This window comes from Streptomyces griseus (genome assembly GCF_900460065.1).
Taxonomy (GTDB): domain Bacteria; phylum Actinomycetota; class Actinomycetes; order Streptomycetales; family Streptomycetaceae; genus Streptomyces; species Streptomyces griseus.
In genome coordinates this window covers 119,612-139,208 of the sequence record NZ_UAVD01000007.1, presented here as the reverse complement: position 1 = coordinate 139,208, position 19,597 = coordinate 119,612, and the positions used below count along the sequence as shown (strand labels likewise).

General features: G+C 71.3%; 20 protein-coding genes. 9 read left to right on the top strand and 11 right to left on the bottom strand.

What is annotated here, in order from left to right; all coding sequences use genetic code 11:
- Positions 1 to 41 precede the first annotated feature (41 nt).
- Positions 42 to 1,031 (top strand): YihY/virulence factor BrkB family protein, encoded by a 990-nt coding sequence (locus DTB53_RS04415; protein ID WP_042498371.1) that lies wholly within the window; start codon positions 42 to 44, stop codon positions 1,029 to 1,031.
- Between the two features lie 61 nt (positions 1,032 to 1,092).
- Here the strand turns inward: DTB53_RS04415 and DTB53_RS04410 are convergent, their stop codons facing one another.
- The gene (locus DTB53_RS04410) at positions 1,093 to 2,508 is read right to left on the bottom strand and encodes a D-alanyl-D-alanine carboxypeptidase family protein (protein ID WP_042496330.1); all 1,416 of its coding nucleotides are present in this window, start codon (positions 2,506 to 2,508) and stop codon (positions 1,093 to 1,095) included.
- A 133-nt stretch (positions 2,509 to 2,641) separates the two neighbouring features.
- On the opposite strand from DTB53_RS04410, the gene DTB53_RS04405 reads away from it, so the two are divergent.
- The 3 genes from DTB53_RS04405 to DTB53_RS04395 all read left to right on the top strand — a co-directional run bounded on the left by DTB53_RS04405 (position 2,642) and on the right by DTB53_RS04395 (position 6,165).
- A complete protein-coding gene (locus tag DTB53_RS04405; protein WP_003966825.1) occupies positions 2,642 to 2,887 on the top strand; it encodes an SCO4848 family membrane protein in 246 nt (81 codons plus the stop codon).
- 33 nt (positions 2,888 to 2,920) lie between these two features.
- Complete coding sequence (locus DTB53_RS04400) at positions 2,921 to 4,339, top strand: metallophosphoesterase (RefSeq protein WP_042496327.1); 1,419 nt, start codon at positions 2,921 to 2,923, stop codon at positions 4,337 to 4,339.
- Positions 4,340 to 4,611: 272 nt separating this feature from the next.
- Complete coding sequence (locus tag DTB53_RS04395; protein WP_003966823.1) at positions 4,612 to 6,165, top strand: ABC transporter substrate-binding protein; 1,554 nt, start codon at positions 4,612 to 4,614, stop codon at positions 6,163 to 6,165.
- A 10-nt stretch (positions 6,166 to 6,175) separates the two neighbouring features.
- Here the strand turns inward: DTB53_RS04395 and DTB53_RS04390 are convergent, their stop codons facing one another.
- From DTB53_RS04390 to DTB53_RS04350, 9 genes are all read right to left on the bottom strand, one after another.
- Positions 6,176 to 6,922, bottom strand: coding sequence for a TetR/AcrR family transcriptional regulator (locus DTB53_RS04390; protein ID WP_012379385.1), 747 nt, complete (start codon positions 6,920 to 6,922; stop codon positions 6,176 to 6,178).
- A gap of 10 nt (positions 6,923 to 6,932) precedes the next feature.
- Positions 6,933 to 7,367: a thiol-disulfide oxidoreductase DCC family protein gene (locus DTB53_RS04385; protein ID WP_012379384.1), complete on the bottom strand. Its 435-nt coding sequence runs from the start codon at positions 7,365 to 7,367 to the stop codon at positions 6,933 to 6,935.
- Positions 7,364 to 7,804, bottom strand: coding sequence for a hypothetical protein (locus DTB53_RS04380; protein ID WP_012379383.1), 441 nt, complete (start codon positions 7,802 to 7,804; stop codon positions 7,364 to 7,366). Before DTB53_RS04380 ends, DTB53_RS04385 begins: the two co-directional genes overlap by 4 nt.
- Before the next feature lie 123 nt (positions 7,805 to 7,927).
- Positions 7,928 to 8,527, bottom strand: coding sequence for a hypothetical protein (locus DTB53_RS04375; RefSeq protein WP_012379382.1), 600 nt, complete (start codon positions 8,525 to 8,527; stop codon positions 7,928 to 7,930).
- A gap of 141 nt (positions 8,528 to 8,668) precedes the next feature.
- Positions 8,669 to 9,436 (bottom strand): succinate dehydrogenase iron-sulfur subunit, encoded by a 768-nt coding sequence (locus DTB53_RS04370; protein ID WP_003966818.1) that lies wholly within the window; start codon positions 9,434 to 9,436, stop codon positions 8,669 to 8,671.
- Complete coding sequence (gene sdhA, locus DTB53_RS04365; protein WP_003966817.1) at positions 9,436 to 11,190, bottom strand: succinate dehydrogenase flavoprotein subunit; 1,755 nt, start codon at positions 11,188 to 11,190, stop codon at positions 9,436 to 9,438. The genes DTB53_RS04370 and sdhA overlap by 1 nt, the downstream gene beginning before the upstream one ends.
- Positions 11,191 to 11,220: 30 nt before the next feature.
- Complete coding sequence (locus DTB53_RS04360) at positions 11,221 to 11,703, bottom strand: succinate dehydrogenase hydrophobic membrane anchor subunit (protein ID WP_003966816.1); 483 nt, start codon at positions 11,701 to 11,703, stop codon at positions 11,221 to 11,223.
- Between the two features lie 5 nt (positions 11,704 to 11,708).
- Positions 11,709 to 12,089, bottom strand: coding sequence for a succinate dehydrogenase, cytochrome b556 subunit (gene sdhC / locus DTB53_RS04355; protein WP_003966815.1), 381 nt, complete (start codon positions 12,087 to 12,089; stop codon positions 11,709 to 11,711).
- A 166-nt stretch (positions 12,090 to 12,255) separates the two neighbouring features.
- Positions 12,256 to 12,861, bottom strand: a complete 606-nt coding sequence (locus DTB53_RS04350) for a 2-oxo-4-hydroxy-4-carboxy-5-ureidoimidazoline decarboxylase (protein WP_012379381.1) — start codon at positions 12,859 to 12,861, stop codon at positions 12,256 to 12,258.
- Between the two features lie 459 nt (positions 12,862 to 13,320).
- Here DTB53_RS04350 and DTB53_RS04345 point away from each other — a divergent pair, with 459 nt between their 5' ends.
- From DTB53_RS04345 to DTB53_RS04335, 3 genes are all read left to right on the top strand, one after another.
- Positions 13,321 to 14,931, top strand: coding sequence for a beta-N-acetylhexosaminidase (locus tag DTB53_RS04345; RefSeq protein ID WP_003966813.1), 1,611 nt, complete (start codon positions 13,321 to 13,323; stop codon positions 14,929 to 14,931).
- A 177-nt stretch (positions 14,932 to 15,108) separates the two neighbouring features.
- A complete protein-coding gene (locus DTB53_RS04340) occupies positions 15,109 to 15,921 on the top strand; it encodes a DUF4328 domain-containing protein (protein WP_236586419.1) in 813 nt (270 codons plus the stop codon).
- Between the two features lie 160 nt (positions 15,922 to 16,081).
- Positions 16,082 to 16,660 (top strand): hypothetical protein, encoded by a 579-nt coding sequence (locus DTB53_RS04335; RefSeq protein ID WP_003966811.1) that lies wholly within the window; start codon positions 16,082 to 16,084, stop codon positions 16,658 to 16,660.
- Between the two features lie 366 nt (positions 16,661 to 17,026).
- On the opposite strand, the gene DTB53_RS04330 is transcribed toward DTB53_RS04335, so the two are convergent.
- Entirely contained in the window at positions 17,027 to 17,524 is a 498-nt protein-coding gene (locus tag DTB53_RS04330; protein WP_012379379.1) for a universal stress protein, read from the bottom strand.
- 207 nt (positions 17,525 to 17,731) lie between these two features.
- On the opposite strand from DTB53_RS04330, the gene DTB53_RS04325 reads away from it, so the two are divergent.
- Entirely contained in the window at positions 17,732 to 18,067 is a 336-nt protein-coding gene (locus DTB53_RS04325; RefSeq protein ID WP_003966809.1) for an SAV_915 family protein, read from the top strand.
- 38 nt (positions 18,068 to 18,105) lie between these two features.
- Positions 18,106 to 19,440 (top strand): diaminopimelate decarboxylase, encoded by a 1,335-nt coding sequence (gene lysA / locus DTB53_RS04320; protein ID WP_030702567.1) that lies wholly within the window; start codon positions 18,106 to 18,108, stop codon positions 19,438 to 19,440.
- The last annotated feature ends 157 nt before the right edge of the window (positions 19,441 to 19,597 follow it).

Below are 19,597 nucleotides of genomic sequence, written 5' to 3'. Positions count from 1 at the left end.
GGCCGCCGATGTTCCGGGCCCAGGAGGGTACGCGTGACGTCATGGACTGGCTGAAGAGACTCCCGGTGATCGGGCCCCTGGTCGCCCGGCTGATGGAAACGCATGTGTGGCGGTCCTACGAGCGGCTGGAACGGGTCCACTGGGCCAGGCTCGCGGCGGCGATCACCTTCATCAGTTTCCTGGCCCTGTTCCCGCTGATCGCGGTCGGCGCCGCCGTCGCCGCCGCGCTGCTGAGCGACGAGCAGGTCGACACGATCAAGGACAAGCTCGCCGACCAGGTGCCCGGCATCTCCGACCAGTTGGGCGTCGACGGGCTGATCGCCAACGCGGGCACGGTCGGTCTGGTGGCCGGTGCGCTGCTGCTGTTCACCGGCGTCGGCTGGGTCGGCTCCCTGCGGGAGTGCCTGCGCGCGGTCTGGGAGCTGGACGAGGTCCAGGAGGCCAACCCCGTCGTCGCCAAGGTGAAGGACGCCGTGCTGCTGGTCGGCCTCGGCGGCGCGGGGCTCGCGACCCTGGCGGTCTCCACCGTCGGTTCGACGGCGGTCGGCTGGACCGCCGACCAGATCGGCATCCCCGAGAACGGGGCCGGCGGCGTTCTGCTGCGGGTGGCCGCCCTGGCCGTCGCGGTGGTCGCGGACTTCCTGCTGCTGCTCTACCTGCTGACGCTGCTGCCCGGGGTCGAGCCGCCCCGGCGGCGGCTGATGGTCGCGGCCCTGCTCGGGGCGGTCGGCTTCGAACTGCTCAAGCTGCTGCTAGGCAGCTACATGCGGGAGGTCGCGGGCAAGAGCATGTACGGCGCGTTCGGGGTGCCGATCGCGCTGCTGCTGTGGATCAACTTCACCGCGAAGCTGCTGCTGTTCTGCGCCGCCTGGACGGCGACCGGGAGCAAGGACGAGGAGGTCCGCGCGGACACCGAACAGGACCCCGGCCCGGCCCGCGCGGACGACACCGGGAAGGCCGGGACGGCCGGGGAGGCCGGGCGGGGACCGGGTGGAGCCGCCCCGGAGCCCGGCGGCTCCACCCGCGTCTAGGGAGTGTCCGCACCGTGTCGTCGGCCGCCCTTCGGGCGACGACGGCAGTCCGACGACGGACCTAGGACTTGTCGGTCGCCGCGCCCGGCGTGCTCGGGGAAGCCGGAGCGCCCGGTGCGGCGGACGCCGCCGAGGCGGCCGGCTCGGACTGTTCGGCCGGCTCGGACTGTTCGGCCGGTGCGGCCGGATCGGCGGGTTCCACCGGGTCCGCCGCCGACGCGGTGCGGCGGGCCCGGCCGGTCAGCGGCCAGCGACGGTTGACGAGGAACACCCCGCCGGCCAGGAACACCAGCAGGCCGCCGATGATCGCCAGGGCGATCCCGACCCCGCTGGATCCGTCCGAGGCCGGCGACGCGTGCGAGGCCTCCGCCTGACCGCCCGAGCCCTGGTCGGCCCCGGCGGCGGGCGCCGCGCCCTTGCCGCCGGTCGCGGCGCCGACGCCGGTGTCCACGGACTTCGGCGGCACCAGCTCGCCGACCGGGGCCACCTTGCCGCTCGCCGCGAAGCCCCAGTCGAGCAGGTGGGCGGCCTCCTTGTAGACGGCGTGGCTCTCCTCCGCCGACGGGTTCATGACCGTGACCAGCAGGACCTTGCCGTTGCGCTCGGCGACGCCGGTGAACGTGTTGCCCGCGTGGGTGGTGTAGCCGTTCTTGACGCCCGCGATGCCCTGGTACGGGTCCACACCGATGTCGCCGGTGATCAGCCGGTTGGTGTTCTGGATCTCGAAGGATTCGCGCTTCTTCCCCTTCTTCTCCTCGCCGGGGAAGTCCGCCGACGCGGTCGCCGCGTACTCCCGGAAGTCCTTCTTCTGGAGTCCGCTGCGGGCGATCAGGGTCAGGTCGTAGGCGCTGGAGACCTGGCCCGGCGCGTCGTACCCGTCCGGCGAGACCACCCGGGTGTCCAGGGCCTGGAGCTCCTCGGCGTGCTTCTGCATCGCCGACACCGTCTGCGGGACGCCGCCGTACATCTCCGACAGCACGTGCACCGCGTCGTTGCCCGACCGCAGGAACACCCCGAGCCACAGGTCGTGCACCGTGTAGGTGTGGTCCTCCTTGATCCCGACCAGGCTGCTCCCCTCACCGACCCCGGACAGTTCGCCCTCCGTCACCTTGTGGGTCAGGGTGGTGGGCTGGAGGGCGGGCAGGACGGTGTCCGCGAAGAGCATCTTCAGGGTGGAGGCGGGCGGCAGCCGCCAGTGCGCGTTGTGCGCCGCCAGGACGTCCCCGTTCTCCGCGTCCGCGACGATCCAGGACCGGCCGGTCAGCTCCTTGGGCAGCACCGGCGCCCCCGGGCCCAGATTGACCTGGGTGCCGGCCTTGCCGAGCTGCTCCCCGCCGAGGCTGGACATCGTGCTGGGCGGCTTGGGCTGTTTGTCGTCGCTCTTGTCCTTGTCGGCCGCCGCGGCGGGACTCAGGACGAAACCGGACAACAAGGCGGCGGAGGCGACCGTGAGGGCGATCTTTTTCAGAGCAGGCACGGTCGGAAACGTACAGGGCGAAGGTGTGGATGCGGACCCGGACCGGCTGACCCGCCGCAGGGAACGCCGGGACGGCCCTGTTCGGACGCCACCCCGGGGAAGGGGGCGGGGAGGCGGCGGCGATACTGGACCCATGAAGCTCAGCCGCCGCGTGTCCTGGTTCCTGCTCGCGTTCGGGGTGTGGAGCTGGTTCATCTGGATCACTTTCGTCAAGAACCTGTGGCAGGACGGCAGCGGGCTCGCCTTCGACGACGCGGGCGAACCGACCGGGTACTTCTGGGTGCACCTGCTGCTCGCCATCACGTCCTTTTCTCTGGGGACGGCGGTCGGCGTGATCGGGTTGCGCGGAGTCCGGGCTTTGCGCGACACGCGCGCATGACGACGGGAACGTGGGGAAGCTCGGATGGCAGCAGTGGTCTTCGCTCTGGTGGGGCTCGTGGTGCTGGCGCTGCTCGGCGCCGTGCACCGGTACCTGTGGCGTCGCTTCGTCGGTGACACGACGGCCCCGGGCAGCGCGCTGCGCCGGGCGGGCACGGTCGCGGCCTTCGTGCTGCCCCTGCTGAGCGTCGGGGCCATGACGTCCGGCCGGGTGGGAGCCCCCTTCTGGCTCCAGCAGGTGCTGGCCTGGCCGGGCTTCCTCTGGCTGGCCTGCCTGCTCTACCTGACGCTGGCGCTGCTCGTGGGCGAGGTCGTACGCCCCCTCCTTCTGCGGGGCCTCGCCCGGCGCGACGGAAGGCCGGGCACGGCGGAAAGCGGAACGGCCTCCGGAGCACCCGCCGGCCTCCCGGGCGAACCCCGTCCGCTTGCCGGGGAACTGGTTCCGTCCGGTTCGGCCGGTGCCCCCACCCGCTCGGAGGCCGTGACGCGTACGGCCGCGGACCCGGTGACGGAACCGGAAACGGAACCCACCGCCACCGCTCCGGCCACCTCCGCCGAAGCCCCTGTCCCGGCCGCGGTCGCCGAAGCTCCGGCCCCCGCCACGGACGCCCAGGCCCAGGCCCCCGGACCCTCCCGCCGCCTCTTCGTCTCCCGGGTCGTCGGCGGCGCGGCGGCCGCCGCCGGACTCGCCACCGTCGGGTACGGCACGTACGGCGTGCTGCGCGGGCCCAGCGTCCGGCGGGTCACCGTCCCGCTGGCCAAACTGCCCCGCTCCGCCCACGGCTTCCGGATCGCCGTGGTCAGCGACATCCACATCGGGCCGATCCTCGGCCGCGCCCACACCCGCAGGATCGTCGACACCATCAACGCGACCTCGCCCGACCTGGTCGCCGTCGTCGGCGACCTCGTCGACGGGTCCGTCGCGGACCTGGGCTCCGCCGCCGAACCGCTGGCCGCCCTGCGCGCCCGGCACGGCAGCTACTTCGTCACCGGCAACCACGAGTACTTCTCCGGCGCCGAGCAGTGGGTCGACCACGTCCGCGAACTGGGCCTGATCCCGCTGGAGAACGCCCGGGTCGAGATCGGGGGCTTCGACCTCGCGGGCGTCAACGACATCGCGGGCGAGACCGAGGGGCAGGGGCCCGACTTCGGCCGGGCGCTGGGCGACCGGGACCGCGGCAGGGCCGCCGTCCTCCTCGCCCACCAGCCCGTCGTCATCCACGACGCCGTCGAGCACGGCGTCGACCTCCAGCTCTCCGGCCACACCCACGGCGGACAGCTCTGGCCGGGCAACCTCCTCGCCGGGCTGGCCAACCCCACCGTCGACGGACTCGAACGCTACGGCGACACCCAGCTGTTCGTCTCGCGCGGAGCGGGCGCCTGGGGCCCGCCGGTCCGGGTGGGCGCCCCCTCCGACATCACCGTCGTGGAGCTGGCCTCCCGTCAGGCGTAGCCGCGTTGCGGGTGCGACGGCCCGGAAGCCTCGCTTCCGTCGTCATGAAATCCACACCGAAGAGTCACCGTCAGCTACGGAAACCCGCAGGTAGGAAGCGCGAAACAGCCTTTTCGGACAGAGGTTCGGGGGCGTGTCCAATAAAAGGCTGTGAGTGCCCCATTTACTCTTCCAGATGTGAAAATCGTGTGATTGGGTAAGCGCGAACATGCGGCGATGTGCGCGTCACAAACGCGACCGCCGAGGTGGGGCTGGTAAGGGAGAGCACGGCAATGCGGTCGGTCCGGGTGCGGATTCTCGCGATTCTCGCGGTATTGGTGATAGCGGGCGTCGGTGCCTGGCAACTGCTCCCGTCGGGGGAGGCGAAGACCGACGCGATCACGGTCGGGACGTCGGACGTCGTCACCAGCCTCGACCCGGCCGGCGCGTACGACGCGGGTTCCTGGGCGATCTACAGCAACATCTACCAGTCCCTGATGACCTTCAAGCCGGGTGCGGTCACGCCGGAGCCGGACGCCGCCGAGAGCTGCGGATTCGTCGGACAGAAGCTCCAGACGTACCAGTGCAAGCTCCGCGACGACCTGACCTTCTCCAACGGTCGCAAGATCACTGCCGAGGACGTCAAGCACTCCTTCGACCGGATCTTCACGATCAAGTCGGACGTCGGTCCCGCGGGTCTCTTCCCCACGCTCGACTCGGTCTCGACCGAGGGCCGCACGATCACCTTCAACCTGTCCGGCAAGGACGCGACCTTCCCGCAGAAGATCGCCACCGGTGCCGCCGCGATCGTCGACCCGACCAAGTACCCGAAGGACAAGCTCCGCCAGGGGAACCAGGTCGACGGCTCCGGCCCGTACGTCCTGAAGTCGTACGAGTCGGGGAACAGCGCCGAACTGGTGCCCAACCTGAAGTACAAGGGCGCGCTCAAGAAGACCGGTGAAGCGGTCACGATCCGCTACTTCAAGACCTCCGAGGACCTCCAGACGTCCTGGGACAGCGGCGACGTGGACATCGCCCACCGCCAGCTCCCGTCCGAGACGCTCGCCGAGCTGAACGTGAACGACCCGGACGTGCGGGTCACCGAGGCGGCCAGCGCCGAGATCCGCAACATCATCTTCAACGTCCGCGACGACTCGCCGTTCGCGGACAAGAAGGTCCGCCAGGCCGTCGCCACGCTCCTCGACCGGGGCCCGCTGGTCCGGAAGGTCTACCAGGGCACGGTCGACCCGCTGTACTCGCTGATCCCCACCGGCTACATCGGGCACAGCACCCCCTTCTTCGACACCTACCCCTCCTCCGACCCCAAGCGCGCGGCGCAACTGCTGGAGCAGGCCGGGGTGGAGACGCCGGTCCCCGTCAAGTTCGCCTACCGCGAGGGCGACATGTACACCAAGGAGACCGCCGAGCTGCGCCGTCAGATGGAGAAGGACGGGCTGTTCGACGTCTCGGTCGAGGCCGTGGAGTGGACGAAGTACCAGAAGGGCTACGCGGCCGGTAAGTACGACATGTACACCGTCGGCTGGTTCCCCGACTTCCCGGACCCCGACACCTTCAGCCAGCCGCTCGTCGGCACCGGGAACGTCCTGCACAGCGGTTACTCCAGCAAGAAGATGGACCAGCTGATCGCCGCCACGCAGCAGTTCAGCGACCGCAGCCGGACCTCGAACGACTTCAAGGACATGCAGTCGCTGGTCGGCGAGGACGTCCCCCTGCTGCCGCTCTGGCAGAAGAAGGACTACGTCGTCGCCAAGTCCGATGTCGCCGGCTCCCAGTACCTCTCCGACGGCACCGGCACCTGGCGCCTGTGGGAACTGAGCTGGATCTGATCCGGACGGATCAGTCGGACGGATCGGCCGGCCGGGGCTTCGCCCCGGCCGTCTCCGTGCCCGGCAGGAACTCCACCAGCAGGCCGTGGATCTGGCGCACCAGCGGTCGCAGCACCCGGAACCGGGAGAGCGAGATCGCCCGGGCGGCGATCGGCGCGGTGCGCTCGACCAGCCGGCGGCTGCGCTCGGCGCCCTCGCTGCGGTCGTACACCCAGAACAGCACCAGCCCCATCTGCATCAGCCACATCAACTGCGGCAGCAGCGGCGCCAGCTCCGGATCGCTCTTGACGTCCGCCCCGGCGATGCAGCGCTCGTGGATGGAGATCGCCGCGTCGCGGGCGGCCGCCGAGTCCTCGGAGAACGGGGAGAGCGGGCTGTCCGGATCGGCGGCGTTCTTGAAGAACTGGGCGGCGAAGCGGTGGTACGGCTCCGCCACGTCCAGCCAGCCGAGCAGGACGCCCCTGATGCGCCGGGTCAGATCTCCGTCGCCCTCCAGCACGGGCAGGACCGCCGCCGCGTGTTCCCCGGCGATCCGGTCGTAGAAGCCCTGGACCAGGTGCTCCTTCGAGGAGAAGTAGTAGTAGGCGTTCCCGACCGAGACGCCCGCCTCCTGGGCGATGGCCCGCATGGTCGTCCGGTCGTAGCCGCGCTCCGCGAAGAGCCGGAGCGCCGTTTCGAGAATCAGCGTGCGGGTCTGCTCGCTCTTGGCGGCCTTCGCCGGCCTCTTCTCCTGCACGTTCTTCTCTTCCTTCACCACGGGCCCAAGGTTATCGGGGGCCCCACGCGCCACCGGGCGGGGCCGCGCATTCGACGGCCCCGGGTGCGCAGGGCGGGATGACCCGGGAGCGGTAGCGGGCGGCGGCCAGTACGGTGCCCCGGGCGAAGGGACGCCCCGCGGGGGTGGTCAGCCAGTGGGCCCTGGAGCGGTACTCGGCCAGCGCCCACAGGCAGACGATCCAGGCGGAGGTCTCCCGGTAGACCTGCCCCAGGTCGCCGACCGCGGTGATCTCGGTGAGCGTCGCCGCGTGGTCCAGCTCCGGGAACCGCCGCCGCGCCTCGGCCGACCCGGCCGGTACGAGATCCAGCGGTACGAGCTGCCGCTGGCGCTGGAGCCAGTGCCGCAGGTGCACGCAGAGCGGGCACCGCGCGTCGTAGAGCACGGTGAGCCGGCGCACGGGGGCGGTCGCGGTCACCGGACTCACCGCCCCGGCGCGGGTGCGGGCGCGGCCCACGGTCCCTGGGGCCCGGGAGGCGTCCAGGCCCCGGGCGGCACGGGCGGGGTCTGCTCGCGCTCCAGGGCGCTGCGGCGGCGGATGCGGCTGAGCACCCACACATTGCCCAGGTGCATGACGCCGAGCACCAGCAGCACCACGCCCACCTTGACCGAGAGCGCCTCGAACAGCTCACGGGCGTCGGCCACTCCGTCGGCGTATCTCAGGTAGAGGGTGACGAACCCCAGGTTGACCAGGTAGAAGCCGACCACCAGCAGATGGTTGACGGCGTCGGCGAGCTTCTCGTTGCCGCGCAGCACGTCGGCGAGGAAGATCCGCCCGTGGCGGCTGAGCGTGCGCGCGACCCACACGGTGAGCGCCACGCTGATCAGCAGGTAGATGACGTACGCGACCACAGTGAGGTCCATGCCCCACCCTCCCTTGAACGCGTTCAAAAGTGCTTGCGGGCATGACTGTAGACCCCTTCTTGAACATGTTCAAGAAGGGGTCTGCAGGGGTGTGGCCCGAAGGGGCCGGGTCAGCCCGGGGGCTCAGGCGCTCAGGGAACGGGCCTGGTTGAGCTGGCCCATGACCGCGGGGAAGGTGTGCGGACCCATGGCCGGGATCATCGTCGAGTGGTGCCGGCCGCCACTGGTCACCGTGACCTGGACGAAGCCGGTGGTCCGCTTCTCCTTCATCAGCAGGAACAGCAGGCCGATCAGGCAGAACAGCGCGAAGACGATCGCCAGCACGACCGCGTGCGTCGGGATCTTCTCCTCCGTGCGCGACATGTCCGTGGCCGTCCAGACCGCGCCCTTGAGCGGCATCACTCCGGACGGGGTGACGATCGTGTCGCTCATCACCGTGATGTCGCCGATCGTCAGCATCGGGACACCGCCCTGGCCGGGCGCTCCCTGGGGCACCGGGAAGAACTGGCCGGGCATCGTCGGCTGGGCGTGCTGCGGGTATCCGTAACCGGGACCTGGCTGCGCCGCGGACTCCGGCAGCGGCTGCGGATAGCCGTACGCCGGCGGGGCGCCCGGCGCGGGGAATCCGTACCCCTGCCCGTCGGCCACCGTCGGCTGGTGGCCCGGCTGCTGGGGCGGGCCCCACTTGTACGCGTCGTCCGCGTACGGATTCGGCTCGCTCACGACGATCCCCGTTCTCTGTCGGTCTTCAGCTCCGCTGAACCGTACCGCCCGTGCGGCCCCGGCGCAGCAACAGGCCCCGCCCCCGGCAGCGGTGAGGCTGCGGGGACGGGGCCTGTCGGCGTAACCGGCGCTACGGGCGGGTCAGAAGCGACGCGTGATGAGCGCGCGCTTCACCTCCTGGATCGCCTTGGTGACCTCGATGCCACGCGGGCAGGCGTCCGTGCAGTTGAACGTGGTGCGGCAACGCCACACGCCGTCGCGGTCGTTGAGGATCTCCAGGCGCTGCTCGCCGGCCTCGTCGCGCGAGTCGAAGATGAAGCGGTGCGCGTTGACGATCGCCGCCGGGCCGAAGTACTGGCCGTCGTTCCAGAACACCGGGCACGAGGACGTGCACGCGGCGCACAGGATGCACTTGGTGGTGTCGTCGAACCGCTCGCGGTCCTCGGGGGACTGCAGGCGCTCGCGGGTCGGCTCGTTCCCCTTGGTGATGAGGAAGGGCATGACGTCGTGGTACGCCTGGAAGAACGGGTCCATGTCGACCACGAGGTCCTTGAGGACCGTGAGGCCCTTGATGGCCTCCACCGTGATCGGCTTGTCCGGGTTGATGTCCTTGATCAGCGTCTTGCAGGCGAGCCTGTTCTTGCCGTTGATCCGCATCGCGTCGGAGCCGCAGATCCCGTGGGCGCAGGAACGGCGGAACGTCAGGGTTCCGTCGATCTCCCACTTGATCTTGTGAAGGGCGTCGAGGACACGCTCCTTCGGGTCGATCTCGATCTGGAAGTCCTGCCACTGGACCTCGTCCGACACCTCGGGGTTGAAGCGGCGGATCCGGAACGTGGCCGTGATGAACGGCGAGTCGGCGAAGCCGGCCTCGGCGTTGTCGGTCTTGTCCAGGGTCGGGGTAGCCATCAGTACTTACGCTCCATCGGCTGGTAGCGGGTCGTCACGACCGGCTTGTAGTCGAGCCGGATCGACTCGGCGCCGTCGGCGGCCACCTCGCGGTACGCCATGGTGTGGCGCATGAAGTTGACGTCGTCGCGGTTGGGGTAGTCCTCGCGGTAGTGACCGCCGCGGGACTCCTTGCGGGCGAGCGCGGAGACCGCCATGACCTCGGCCAGGTCGAGCAGGTTGCCCAGCTCGATGGCCTCCAGCAGGTCGGTGTTGAACCGCTTGCCCTTGTCCTGGATCGACACGTCTCGGTAGCGCTCGCGCAGCTCGGCGATCTTGGCGACCGCCGTCTTGATGGTCTGCTCGGTGCGGAACACCATCACGTTGGCGTCCATGCACTCCTGGAGCTCCGTGCGCAGGTCGGCGACCCGCTCGGTGCCCGTCGAGTTGCGCAGCCGCTCGACCTGGTCCTGGACCAGCTGGGCCGGGTTCTCGGGAAGCTCGACGAAGTCGTTCTTCACGGAGTACTCGGCCGCGGCGATGCCCGAACGCCGCCCGAAGACGTTGATGTCGAGCAGCGAGTTGGTGCCCAGGCGGTTGGCGCCGTGCACCGAGACGCAGGCGACCTCGCCGGCGGCGTACAGGCCCGGGACGACGGTGGTGTTGTCGGCCAGCACCTCGCCCTCGACGTTGGTCGGGATGCCGCCCATGGCGTAGTGCGCGGTCGGCTGGATCGGGATCGGGTCCGTGTAGGGCTCGATGCCGAGGTACGTACGCGCGAACTCCGTGATGTCCGGGAGCTTGGCGTCCAGCTGCTCCGGCGGCAGGTGCGTCAGGTCCAGGTACACGTGGTCACCGGCCGGACCGCAGCCGCGGCCCTCGCGGATCTCCGTGTAGATGGAGCGCGAGACGACGTCACGGGACGCGAGGTCCTTCATGACCGGCGCGTACTTCTCCATGAAGCGCTCGCCGTCCTTGTTGCGGAGGATGCCGCCCTCACCGCGGGCGCCCTCCGTCAGCAGGATGCCCATGCGCCAGATGCCCGTCGGGTGGAACTGGAAGAACTCCATGTCCTCCAGCGGCAGACCGCGCCGGTAGCAGGCGGCCTGGCCGTCACCGGTCAGGGTGTGGGCGTTCGACGTCACCTTGAAGAACTTGCCGGTGCCGCCGGAGGCGTAGACGACCGACTTCGCCTGGAAGACGTGGATCTCGCCGGTCGCCAGCTCGTACGCGACGACGCCGGCGGACTTCTTGACCCCGTCGACCTCGGTGATCAGCTGGTCCAGGACGTAGAACTCGTTGAAGAACTCCACGCCCTCCTTGACGCAGTTCTGGTACAGCGTCTGGAGGATCATGTGGCCGGTGCGGTCGCCCGAGTAGCAGGCGCGGCGGACCGGGGCCTCACCGTGGCTGCGGGTGTGACCGCCGAAGCGGCGCTGGTCGATCTTGCCCTCGGGCGTGCGGCCGAACGGCAGGCCCATCTTCTCCAGGTCGAGGACGGCGTCGATGGCCTCCTTCGCCAGGATCTCGGCGGCGTCCTGGTCGACCAGGTAGTCGCCGCCCTTGATCGTGTCGAAGGTGTGCCACTCCCAGTTGTCCTCCTCCACGTTGGCGAGCGCGGCGGCCATACCGCCCTGCGCGGCGCCCGTGTGGGAGCGGGTGGGGTAGAGCTTCGTGAGCACGGCGGTGCGGCTGCGCTTGGTCGACTCGATGGCCGCGCGCATGCCGGCGCCGCCGGCGCCGACGATGACGGTGTCGTACTTGTGGATCTGCATGGTTTTCCTCTGGTCCCTCTGTCCCGGCGCCTAGCGGATGTTCGGGTCGAAGGTGAAGATCACCAGCGTGCCCAGCAGGACGGTGAACACCGTGGCGGTGTACAGGAGCATCTTCAGCCAGAAGCGGGTGTTGTCCCGTTCGGCGTAGTCGTTGATGACCGTGCGCAGGCCGTTGCCGCCGTGGAGCATGGCGAGCCACAGCATCGTCAGGTCCCAGACCTGCCAGAACGGCGAGGCCCAGCGGCCCGCCACGAAGGCGAAGCCGATCTTGGAGACGCCGCCGTCGAGCACCAGCTGGATCAGCAGGTGGCCGATGACGAGGACGGTCAGGAGGATGCCCGACAGGCGCATGAAGAGCCAGGCGTACATCTCGAAGTTGCCGCGCGAGGCCTTGGGCGTCTTGGCCGTCCGCTTGCGCGGGGGCTCGATCACCGGGGCCGGGTGGTCGACGTCGTACAGGCTCACGCCCTCGACATCGCCGATCGCGGCTGCGGAAGAAGTCTCGCTGGACATGGGCCTCAGCTCCCGAAGACGTCGCGTACGGCGTGACCGAGGACGGGGTACAGGGCCCCGACCATCAGCACGATCCAGATGCCCAGCACGGTCCAGAGCATCTGCTTCTGGAAGCGCGGGCCCTTGGCCCAGAAGTCCACGGCGATGATCCTCAGACCGTTCAGCGCGTGGAAGAGAATCGCGGCCACCAGGCCGTATTCGAGGAGCGCGACGATCGGCGTCTTGTACGTGGCCACGACTTCGTCGTAGGCCTCGGGGGAGACGCGGACGAGAGCGGTGTCCAGGACATGTACGAACAGGAAGAAGAAAATGAGGACACCGGTGACTCGATGAGCCACCCACGACCACATGCCTTCCCGGCCGCGGTACAGCGTTCCAGCCGGCACGGAAGAACCCTCCGGGAGCGGGGATTGGGGTCGGCCGGCTTGACTGTCGGTCTGACCCGGCCGGGTACGGTCCACCGGCCCTGGCCATCGTAGCGACGCATTGTCGGTTCGTTCGCGCCGGGGCCTCTCGTGTGATCAAAGTGGCAATCAAACAGGCACGTACGGGCTAGAGCGTCCCGTTCGGCCGGGGGTCCGCGGCCAGCAGTTCGACGATCCGGCTCCGGGCGAGTCGCCGGAGCTCCTCGGCGGTCACGGCCCGCTCCTCGTCCGTGTCGTGCGCCAGCCGGACCCGGATCCCGGCCAGCACCTGGTCCACGTGCTGGGAGGGCAGGTGGGCGTCCAGGCAGATCACGAAGGCGTGGCCGAACCGGCTCTCGTACGCCGCGTGCGCGGCCCGCAGGGCCAGGTGGGCGGCGCGGGGTGCGTCGTCGTGCAGGCAGGTGGCCGGCTCCGCGGCCAGGGCCTCCGCGATGTCCCGGGGCGCGAGGTCGTAGCCCGCCTCGTCGGACGCGGCCAGTAGAGCGCCGAGATCCGGGTAGGGGCGGTGGGCGGCCATCCGGTGGGCCCAGCGGAGACTGCCGCAGCACTCCAGGAAGGCCGCCTCGGCTGCGGCGAAGGGCAGGTTGTTGAAATGGGCCAGACCGACGGCGTGATCGGTCGGCGGTGCGACGGTGGGCGGCGCTCCCGGGCCTCCCGGGCCTCCCGGGTCTCCGTGGCTCCCGGGGTCTCCGGGGGCGTCGGCGGGGACCGGGAGGCGCGGCTGCGTGGGCACGGCGGGACGGCCGGCCGGGGGCGCGGATCGCTTCGGCAGGCCGGCGGGGGACTCGCTGGACCTGGACAGCGTGGACTCCTCGTATCAACGACGGCTATGACTCCGTGGCCCCGAAAGGAACCCTCTGCCCTGGGAAGACAGACCAGGACGTATCGAGGTTGCCCGGCGCGGGAGTGAGTTCCCGCGGGGCGGGAGTGAAGGGAGAGACGAATGTGTCGCAACGCTAGCGAGATCGGTCGGCGGCCGTCCGGTGGACCGCGGAAGAATCACCCGAACGGGAGAGTTTCGAAACGTGTGATGGACGCCTGACCTGCGTCGACCGGGGTTCTGTTCGATCCACCGGGGCTCCCGATGGGCGAGCCTCCGCCAAAAATGCCAACCTTGCACCCTCTTCACTGGTTTTGTCGTCTCTTCACTCGTTTCACCCGTTCTTGCCCCCTCAACGGAGGAATCTGCCCGATGTCGCCCACGCGTGGTGCCCTCGTCACCGGCGCGGCTGTCACGGCCGCGGCCGCCGTCGCCCTCACCGTCGTCGTCTGGCCGGAGGGGTCCGGCAGCGGACCGTCCGGCGAAACCGCGTCGCCCTCCGGCACCTCGGCCGAGGCCGTCGCCCCGTCGCCCTCCCGCAGCTACCCGATGTCCAGCACACCGAGCACGATCCCCGCGGTGCGCGAGCACACCCCGGCCCGGGGGCCCGGCTGGCAGCCGGGCAAGGACAGCACCGTCGTCATCGCCAGGGGCAGCCAGGTGCTCGCCGACGAGGCGGAGCTGCTCGCCAAGGAGCTGAAGATCCGCTACCGGGGCGCGGAACCGGCGAAGGCGGGAGACGTCGAGCTGGCGCTCGGCGACAAGGACGCGGGCCCCGCCGAGTCGTACACGCTCACCGTGCGCGACCGGAAGGCGAGGATCACCGGACCCGACGAATCGGGCGTCTTCTACGGCACCCGTACGCTCAAGCAGTCCCTCAAGGCGGACGGCACGCTCCCCGAGGGCGTCGTCAACGACCGGCCGGACCGGCCGCAGCGCGGACTCAACCTCGACATCGCCCGCAAGCACTACAGCGCGGAGTGGATAGAGGACCGCATACGCGAGATGGGCGACCTCAAGCTCAACCAGCTCGGCCTGCACTTCTCCGACGACCAGGCCTTCCGGATCGAGTCGAAGTCGCACCCCGAGGTGGTCTCCGACGAGGCCCTCACCCAGGACGAGGTCCGCCGCATCGTCGCCCTCGCCAACAGCCGGCACATCGAGGTCGTCCCCGAGATCGACTCGCCCGGACACCTCGGCGCGGTGCTGGCCGCCCACCCGGACCTCCAGCTGCGCAACACCGCGGGCGTGGAGTCGAAGGGCTCCATCGACATCTCGAAGCCGGGCGCGGCCAAGCTGATCGACGAACTCCTCGACGAGTACACCGAGCTGTTCCCCGGGCGCTTCTGGCACCTGGGCGCGGACGAGTACCAGGCGCTGACCGTCCGGAACCCGGCCGCCTCCTATCCGCAGCTCCAGCGCGCGGCGGAGAAGAAGTACGGGGCCGGGGCCTCGATCGAGGACCTGGCCACCGGCTGGCTGAACGACCGCGCGGACGTCGTCGTCCCGAAGGGCCGGACGGCCAAGGCCTGGAACGACGGACTGTTCCGCGACACCGAGGTCAAGGCCGACGAGAACATCGAGATCGAGTACTGGACCGGCAAGGAGATCGGCGCCCGCCCGCCGCAGGAGTACCTCGCCGCGGGCTACAAGATGCTGAACCTCAACGACGAGTTCCTCTACTACGTGCTCGGCGAGCCCAACGAGTTCGTCTACCCGACCGGCGAGCGCATCTACGAGCAGTGGACCCCGCTGGTCCTGCGCGGCACCGAACCCGTGGCGGAGCGCTACTCGCGGCAGATCCTCGGCGGCCGGTTCGCCGTCTGGGGCGACCTGCCGAACGCGCAGACCACCCAGCAGGTGGCGGACGGCATCAGGATGCCGCTGGTGGCGACCTCGCAGAAGCTGTGGGATCCCCGGAAACCGGCGCTGAGCTGGGCACAGTTCCAGGAACTGGCGGAGCGGACCGGCAGCGCGGGCTGAGGCCGGGGGGCGTTCCCCGACGGCGGACCGCAGCTCGTGGACAGCGCCACTGATCACGAGCTACGGTCCGCCGACCGCGCGCTCCGGGGGAGGACGTGAGGTCGCACACCGCCGACCCGTCCTTGGGGGGACTTCTCCGTGTCCGTGCTCTGTACCCGTTGCCGTACCAGAACGGCCGTGACCGACGGCAGACTGTGCACCTTCTGCTCGGGCACCCGGCCCCCGCCGCCCGGTGGTGCGACGATCCCGGCCCCCGCCGGCGCCCCTCTCCCCGGGCCCGTGCCCGCAGGCCGGGGCGCCGGTACCCGGCCGCGTTCGCCGGTCGGCCTGTCGTGGGCGGTGACCGCCCTGCTGGGCTGCGTCGTCGCGAGCGACCTGTTCGTCATCGGCGCCGGCCTGCACCTGCGCAGCCTGTGGGAGGAGGTGGCGGCGGACGAGACCCTCAACATCTACGCCGGGCCGGGCCTGCGCGCCCAGGAGCTGCACGACCTCGCGGGGACGGTCCAGACGGCGGCGTTCCTGGCCACCGCCGTCCTCTTCATCGTCTGGTTCCACCGGACCCGCCGGAACGCCGAGATCTTCGAGGCCGGCGTGCAGCGGATGGGCCCGGGCTGGGCGGTGGGCGGCTGGTTCGTCCCGGTCGCCAACCTCTGGTTCCCCTACCGCGTCGCGGCCGGCATCTGGGAGGCGAGCGTCCGGCCCCACCCCGACGGCGGATGGCGCACGGTTCCGAAGACGGTGCTGAACCTGTGGTGGGGCGGCTGGGTCGTCTCCCTCCTCGCCTCCCGGATCGCCGTGGGCCAGTGGAACCGGGCCCGGGAGCCGCAGCAGATCGCCGACGCGGCGGCCCTCGTCGCGGCCGCCGACGCGCTGGACCTCGTGGCCGCGGTGCTCGCCGTCCTCTTCGTACGCACGGTGACCCGGATGCAGGGGGAACGGGCCGCGCACGGCCCGGCCCCGGCCCCGGCGCTCTCCGGCGCTCACCGCTGACGGATGGGGCGGTGGGCTCCGGAGCCCACCGCCCCCCTGGGTCCTGTCGTCGAACTGCCGCCTGCCCCGCCCTTCGGGCGACGACGGCAGTTCGACGACAGGACCTAGTGACGATATTCAGCCATTCGGCGCAGTATCCGGTAGACCGAGGGAGACGTCGATGAGTCTGCTGGAACTGATCGAACGAGCCGACGAGCGTGCACTGGCCGCCGGGGCGCTGGCCTGCCTGGACCGGTGCCTGCCGCTGCTCGCGGAGCCCGGGGCGGAGCCGCTGCGCCCGCTCTGGGCGAGCTGCGAGAACGGACAGGATTGGGCCATTCGGCTGGCGGCGGCGAGGACGGGAATGGAGCACGAGCCCGTCACCGACGGCCCGGCCGCGCTCGTGCGGAGCATGCTCGGCGCCGCTCCTTCCGACTTCGACGCCGTACCGCTGCGGGAGTGGGCGGACGCCTGCTCGCTGGTCGCCCTGCGGATCCACGGGCGGCTCGACGCCCCGGACGGGGAGACGCCTCCGGACGAGGAGCAACTGCTCAAGGCGGCCCGCGGCGGTGAACCGGCCGCCCTGGGGCCGCTGGTCGCCGGGGAGCTGGAACGGCAGGTCCGCATTCTGGAGATCCTGGCGGAGACCACCGGCACGGCGGGCAGCGGCGCCGGACTCCGCAAGGCGCTGGACCTGTCCACGGAGGGCCGCCGGGTGCTGCGCGCCGTGATGTCACGACGGGCCCGCGGCCGGGGCTGACGACCCGCGCCCCGTGGAGCGGTCGCGCCGCGGACCGGAGGCGCCGCGGACCGGACACGCTGCGGCCCGAACGCCTCCAGGGCGGGGCGCTGCCCGCGGCCGGGGGGTCCGGCCCGGGGCGCTGCGTCCTCACGGCCCGGTGTCGCGTACGCCAGGGGCGTTGCGCTTCGGGCCCCGGTGTTCCGTGCCGCCCGTTCGTTCCGTTCTCACGGCCCCGGTGTTCCGTGCCGCCCGTTCGTTCCGTTCTCACGGCCCCGGTGTTCCGTGCCGCCCGTTCGTTCCGTTCTCACGGCCTCGGCGTTCCGTGCCGCCCGTTCGTTCCGTTCCCACGGCCCCGGCGTTCCGTGCCGCCCCCGTGTTCCGTTCTCACGGCCCGAGCGGCAGGGGCCAGTCGTCGCCCAGCACGGCGGCCAGTTCGGCTTCGAGCGGGTTCGGGGGGACCGCGAGCACGGGGCAGGCCGCGTGCTCCAGGCAGTAGCGCGCCACCGACGGGCGCAGGGCGCGCAGCCATCTGCCGCGCGTGCCCGCCCCGACGACCAGGAGGCCGTCGGCCGACTCGGCCGCCTCGACGAGCACCGCGCCGGGCTCGCCCCGTACCGCGAACCCCGACAGCGCGACGCCCGGCCCCCTGACGGCGAACGCGCCGTCGAGAAGCGTGCGCAGGTGCTCGACAGCGGCCTCCCGGTACTCGCGGAGCGCGGCGGTGCCGTAGGTGGCACGGCCGCCCAGCCCCCCGCCGGGCAGTTGCCAGGCCAGCACGGCGCAGAGATCCGCGTCGCGTTCCCGCGCCTCGGCGGTGGCCCGGTGCAGGGCTGCCAGGCTCCCCGGGGAGCCGCTCACGCCGACCACGATTCTCTGCCGCACCGTCCGGCCTCCCAGCCTCGTCCCGTTCCGTTCCGGAATTCCATTGAAGGGCGGCCCGGGGGAGTTGCGCGTCAGTGATGCGTATGAACCCGGCGATGCCCGTCAACATCGCGTCAGGCGGGAGGACTTCCCGCGCCGGGGCGGGCATAGCTTCGACGTCGTGCGGCCGGACGACGGCCGATCGTGGCTCCACCCGGAGGAAACCTCATGTGCCTCTTCTCGTACGACGACGACCCCGACCCCGATGAACGGGCCCGGGCCGTGCTCCTGTACGTGCCCGTCCGCCCGGAAGCCGCGGGACCCGCGCTGCGGATGTTCCGCACTCCGCTGGGCGAGCGCACCGCCGTCGGCTTCACCGGCCTCGACCTGCTGACCGCGGCCCTCGGCGCCGGCCAGAGCGCGATCAGGCTCGCCGAGCCCGCCCTGCGCGCCCTCACGGAGCCCCTCGGTGTCGACCGGCTCGTCGTCGACCCGGTCCTCTCGGCCCCGGCCGTCACCGCCGTGCCGGTGCGCGCGGCCCAAGAACCCGCCCGCGCCCGGTGACCCGCGCCCCGTCCCACGCCTCCCGAGGAGACGCCGCCATGCCCGCTCCCCTGCTCACGGAACCCCCGGCGGAACTCGACGATCTGTCCGTCTTCCCCGCCTCCACCGCCCGGCTCCCGCACGGCGACCTGAGCGTCGGCGGAGTCGCGCTGGCCGGGCTCGCCGGCCGCTTCGGCACGCCCGTGTACGTCCTGGACGAGGACGAGGTGCGCTCACGCTGCCGGACCTACCGGGCCGCCTTCCCCGACGCCCGGGTGCTCTACGCCGCCAAGGCGTTCCTCTCCCGGGCGATGGCGCGGTGGATCGACGAGGAGGGCCTCGGGCTGGACGTCTGCTCCGTCGGGGAGCTCGAACTCGCCCACGCCGCCGGCTTCCCGCCGGAGCGGATGGTGCTGCACGGCAACGCGAAGACACCGCACGACATCGAGACGGCGCTCCGGCTCGGGGTCGGGCGGATCGTCGTCGACAGCCCGTCGGAGATCGCCCGGATCGCCGCGCTGACCGGCCCCGGGGGGCGGCAGAAGGTGATGGTGCGGGTGGTGCCCGGGGTGTCGGCGGGCGGCCACGAGAAGATCCGTACCGGTACCGACGGGCAGAAGTTCGGCCTGTCCCTCACCGACGGGTCAGCCCAGCACGCCATCGCCCGGGTGCTGGGGCAGCCGCAGCTCGAACTGACCGGCCTGCACTGCCACATAGGCTCCCAGATCACCGACGCCAAGCCGTACGCGGTGGCCGTGCGGCGCCTGGTCGGACTCATGGCCCGGATCAAGGACAACCACGGCGTCACCTTCCCCGAGCTCGACCTGGGCGGCGGGCACGGGGTCGCCCACCGGCCGGGGGACCCCGCCCTCGACCTGACGGCCCTCGCGCGCCGCCTCGGCGCGGAACTCGCCACCAGCTGCGCGGCGGCCGGCCTGCCCGTGCCGAGGACGGTCATCGAACCCGGGCGGGCGATCGTGGCCCCGGCCGGGGTGGCGCTCTACCGCGTCCTCGCCGTCAAGCACACCGGGCCGAACCTGTTCGTGGCCGTCGACGGGGGCATGAGCGACAACCCCCGGCCCGCCCTGTACGGGGCCCGCTACGCGCCGCGCCTGATCGGCCGCTCCACCACGGCCGGGCCGGTCGCCGCCACGGTGGTGGGCCGGCACTGCGAGGCCGGCGACGTCCTCGCGAACGATGTCCTCCTGCCCGGTGACATCCGCTCCGGCGACCTGCTCGCGGTGCCGGTGGCGGGCGCCTACCAGGTCTCCATGGCCTCCTCCTACAACCTCGTCGGCCGCCCGCCGGTCGTCGCGGTGCACGACGGCACGGCGCGTCTGCTGATCCGGCGCGAGACACAGGAGGACCTGCGGCGCCGCGACGTCGGCGCCTGAGGGCCGCCCCAGTCCGGCGCGCGGCCGGCCCCCGGAGCACGGGGCCCGGCCGCGCGCCCGCCTGCCCGGCCGCGCGCCGACCGGCCGCGTCAGATCGGCGTCAAGGCTTTCCCGGTATTCGTATGGACCCCGTCAAGGCGGCTTATCGCCCCGACGA

What these genes read in the sequence shown, in the direction of transcription:
- sdhA (WP_003966817.1), bottom strand. Translation starts at nt 11,190, where the DNA reads ATGCAGATCCACAAGTACGACACCGTCATCGTCGGCGCCGGCGGCGCC.
- DTB53_RS04415 (WP_042498371.1), top strand. Translation starts at nt 42, where the DNA reads ATGGACTGGCTGAAGAGACTCCCGGTGATCGGGCCCCTGGTCGCCCGG.
- DTB53_RS04360 (WP_003966816.1), bottom strand. Translation starts at nt 11,703, where the DNA reads ATGTCCAGCGAGACTTCTTCCGCAGCCGCGATCGGCGATGTCGAGGGC.
- DTB53_RS04345 (WP_003966813.1), top strand. Translation starts at nt 13,321, where the DNA reads ATGTCGCCCACGCGTGGTGCCCTCGTCACCGGCGCGGCTGTCACGGCC.
- DTB53_RS04380 (WP_012379383.1), bottom strand. Translation starts at nt 7,804, where the DNA reads ATGGACCTCACTGTGGTCGCGTACGTCATCTACCTGCTGATCAGCGTG.
- DTB53_RS04405 (WP_003966825.1), top strand. Translation starts at nt 2,642, where the DNA reads ATGAAGCTCAGCCGCCGCGTGTCCTGGTTCCTGCTCGCGTTCGGGGTG.
- DTB53_RS04370 (WP_003966818.1), bottom strand. Translation starts at nt 9,436, where the DNA reads ATGGCTACCCCGACCCTGGACAAGACCGACAACGCCGAGGCCGGCTTC.
- DTB53_RS04325 (WP_003966809.1), top strand. Translation starts at nt 17,732, where the DNA reads ATGTGCCTCTTCTCGTACGACGACGACCCCGACCCCGATGAACGGGCC.
- DTB53_RS04395 (WP_003966823.1), top strand. Translation starts at nt 4,612, where the DNA reads ATGCGGTCGGTCCGGGTGCGGATTCTCGCGATTCTCGCGGTATTGGTG.
- lysA (WP_030702567.1), top strand. Translation starts at nt 18,106, where the DNA reads ATGCCCGCTCCCCTGCTCACGGAACCCCCGGCGGAACTCGACGATCTG.
- DTB53_RS04335 (WP_003966811.1), top strand. Translation starts at nt 16,082, where the DNA reads ATGAGTCTGCTGGAACTGATCGAACGAGCCGACGAGCGTGCACTGGCC.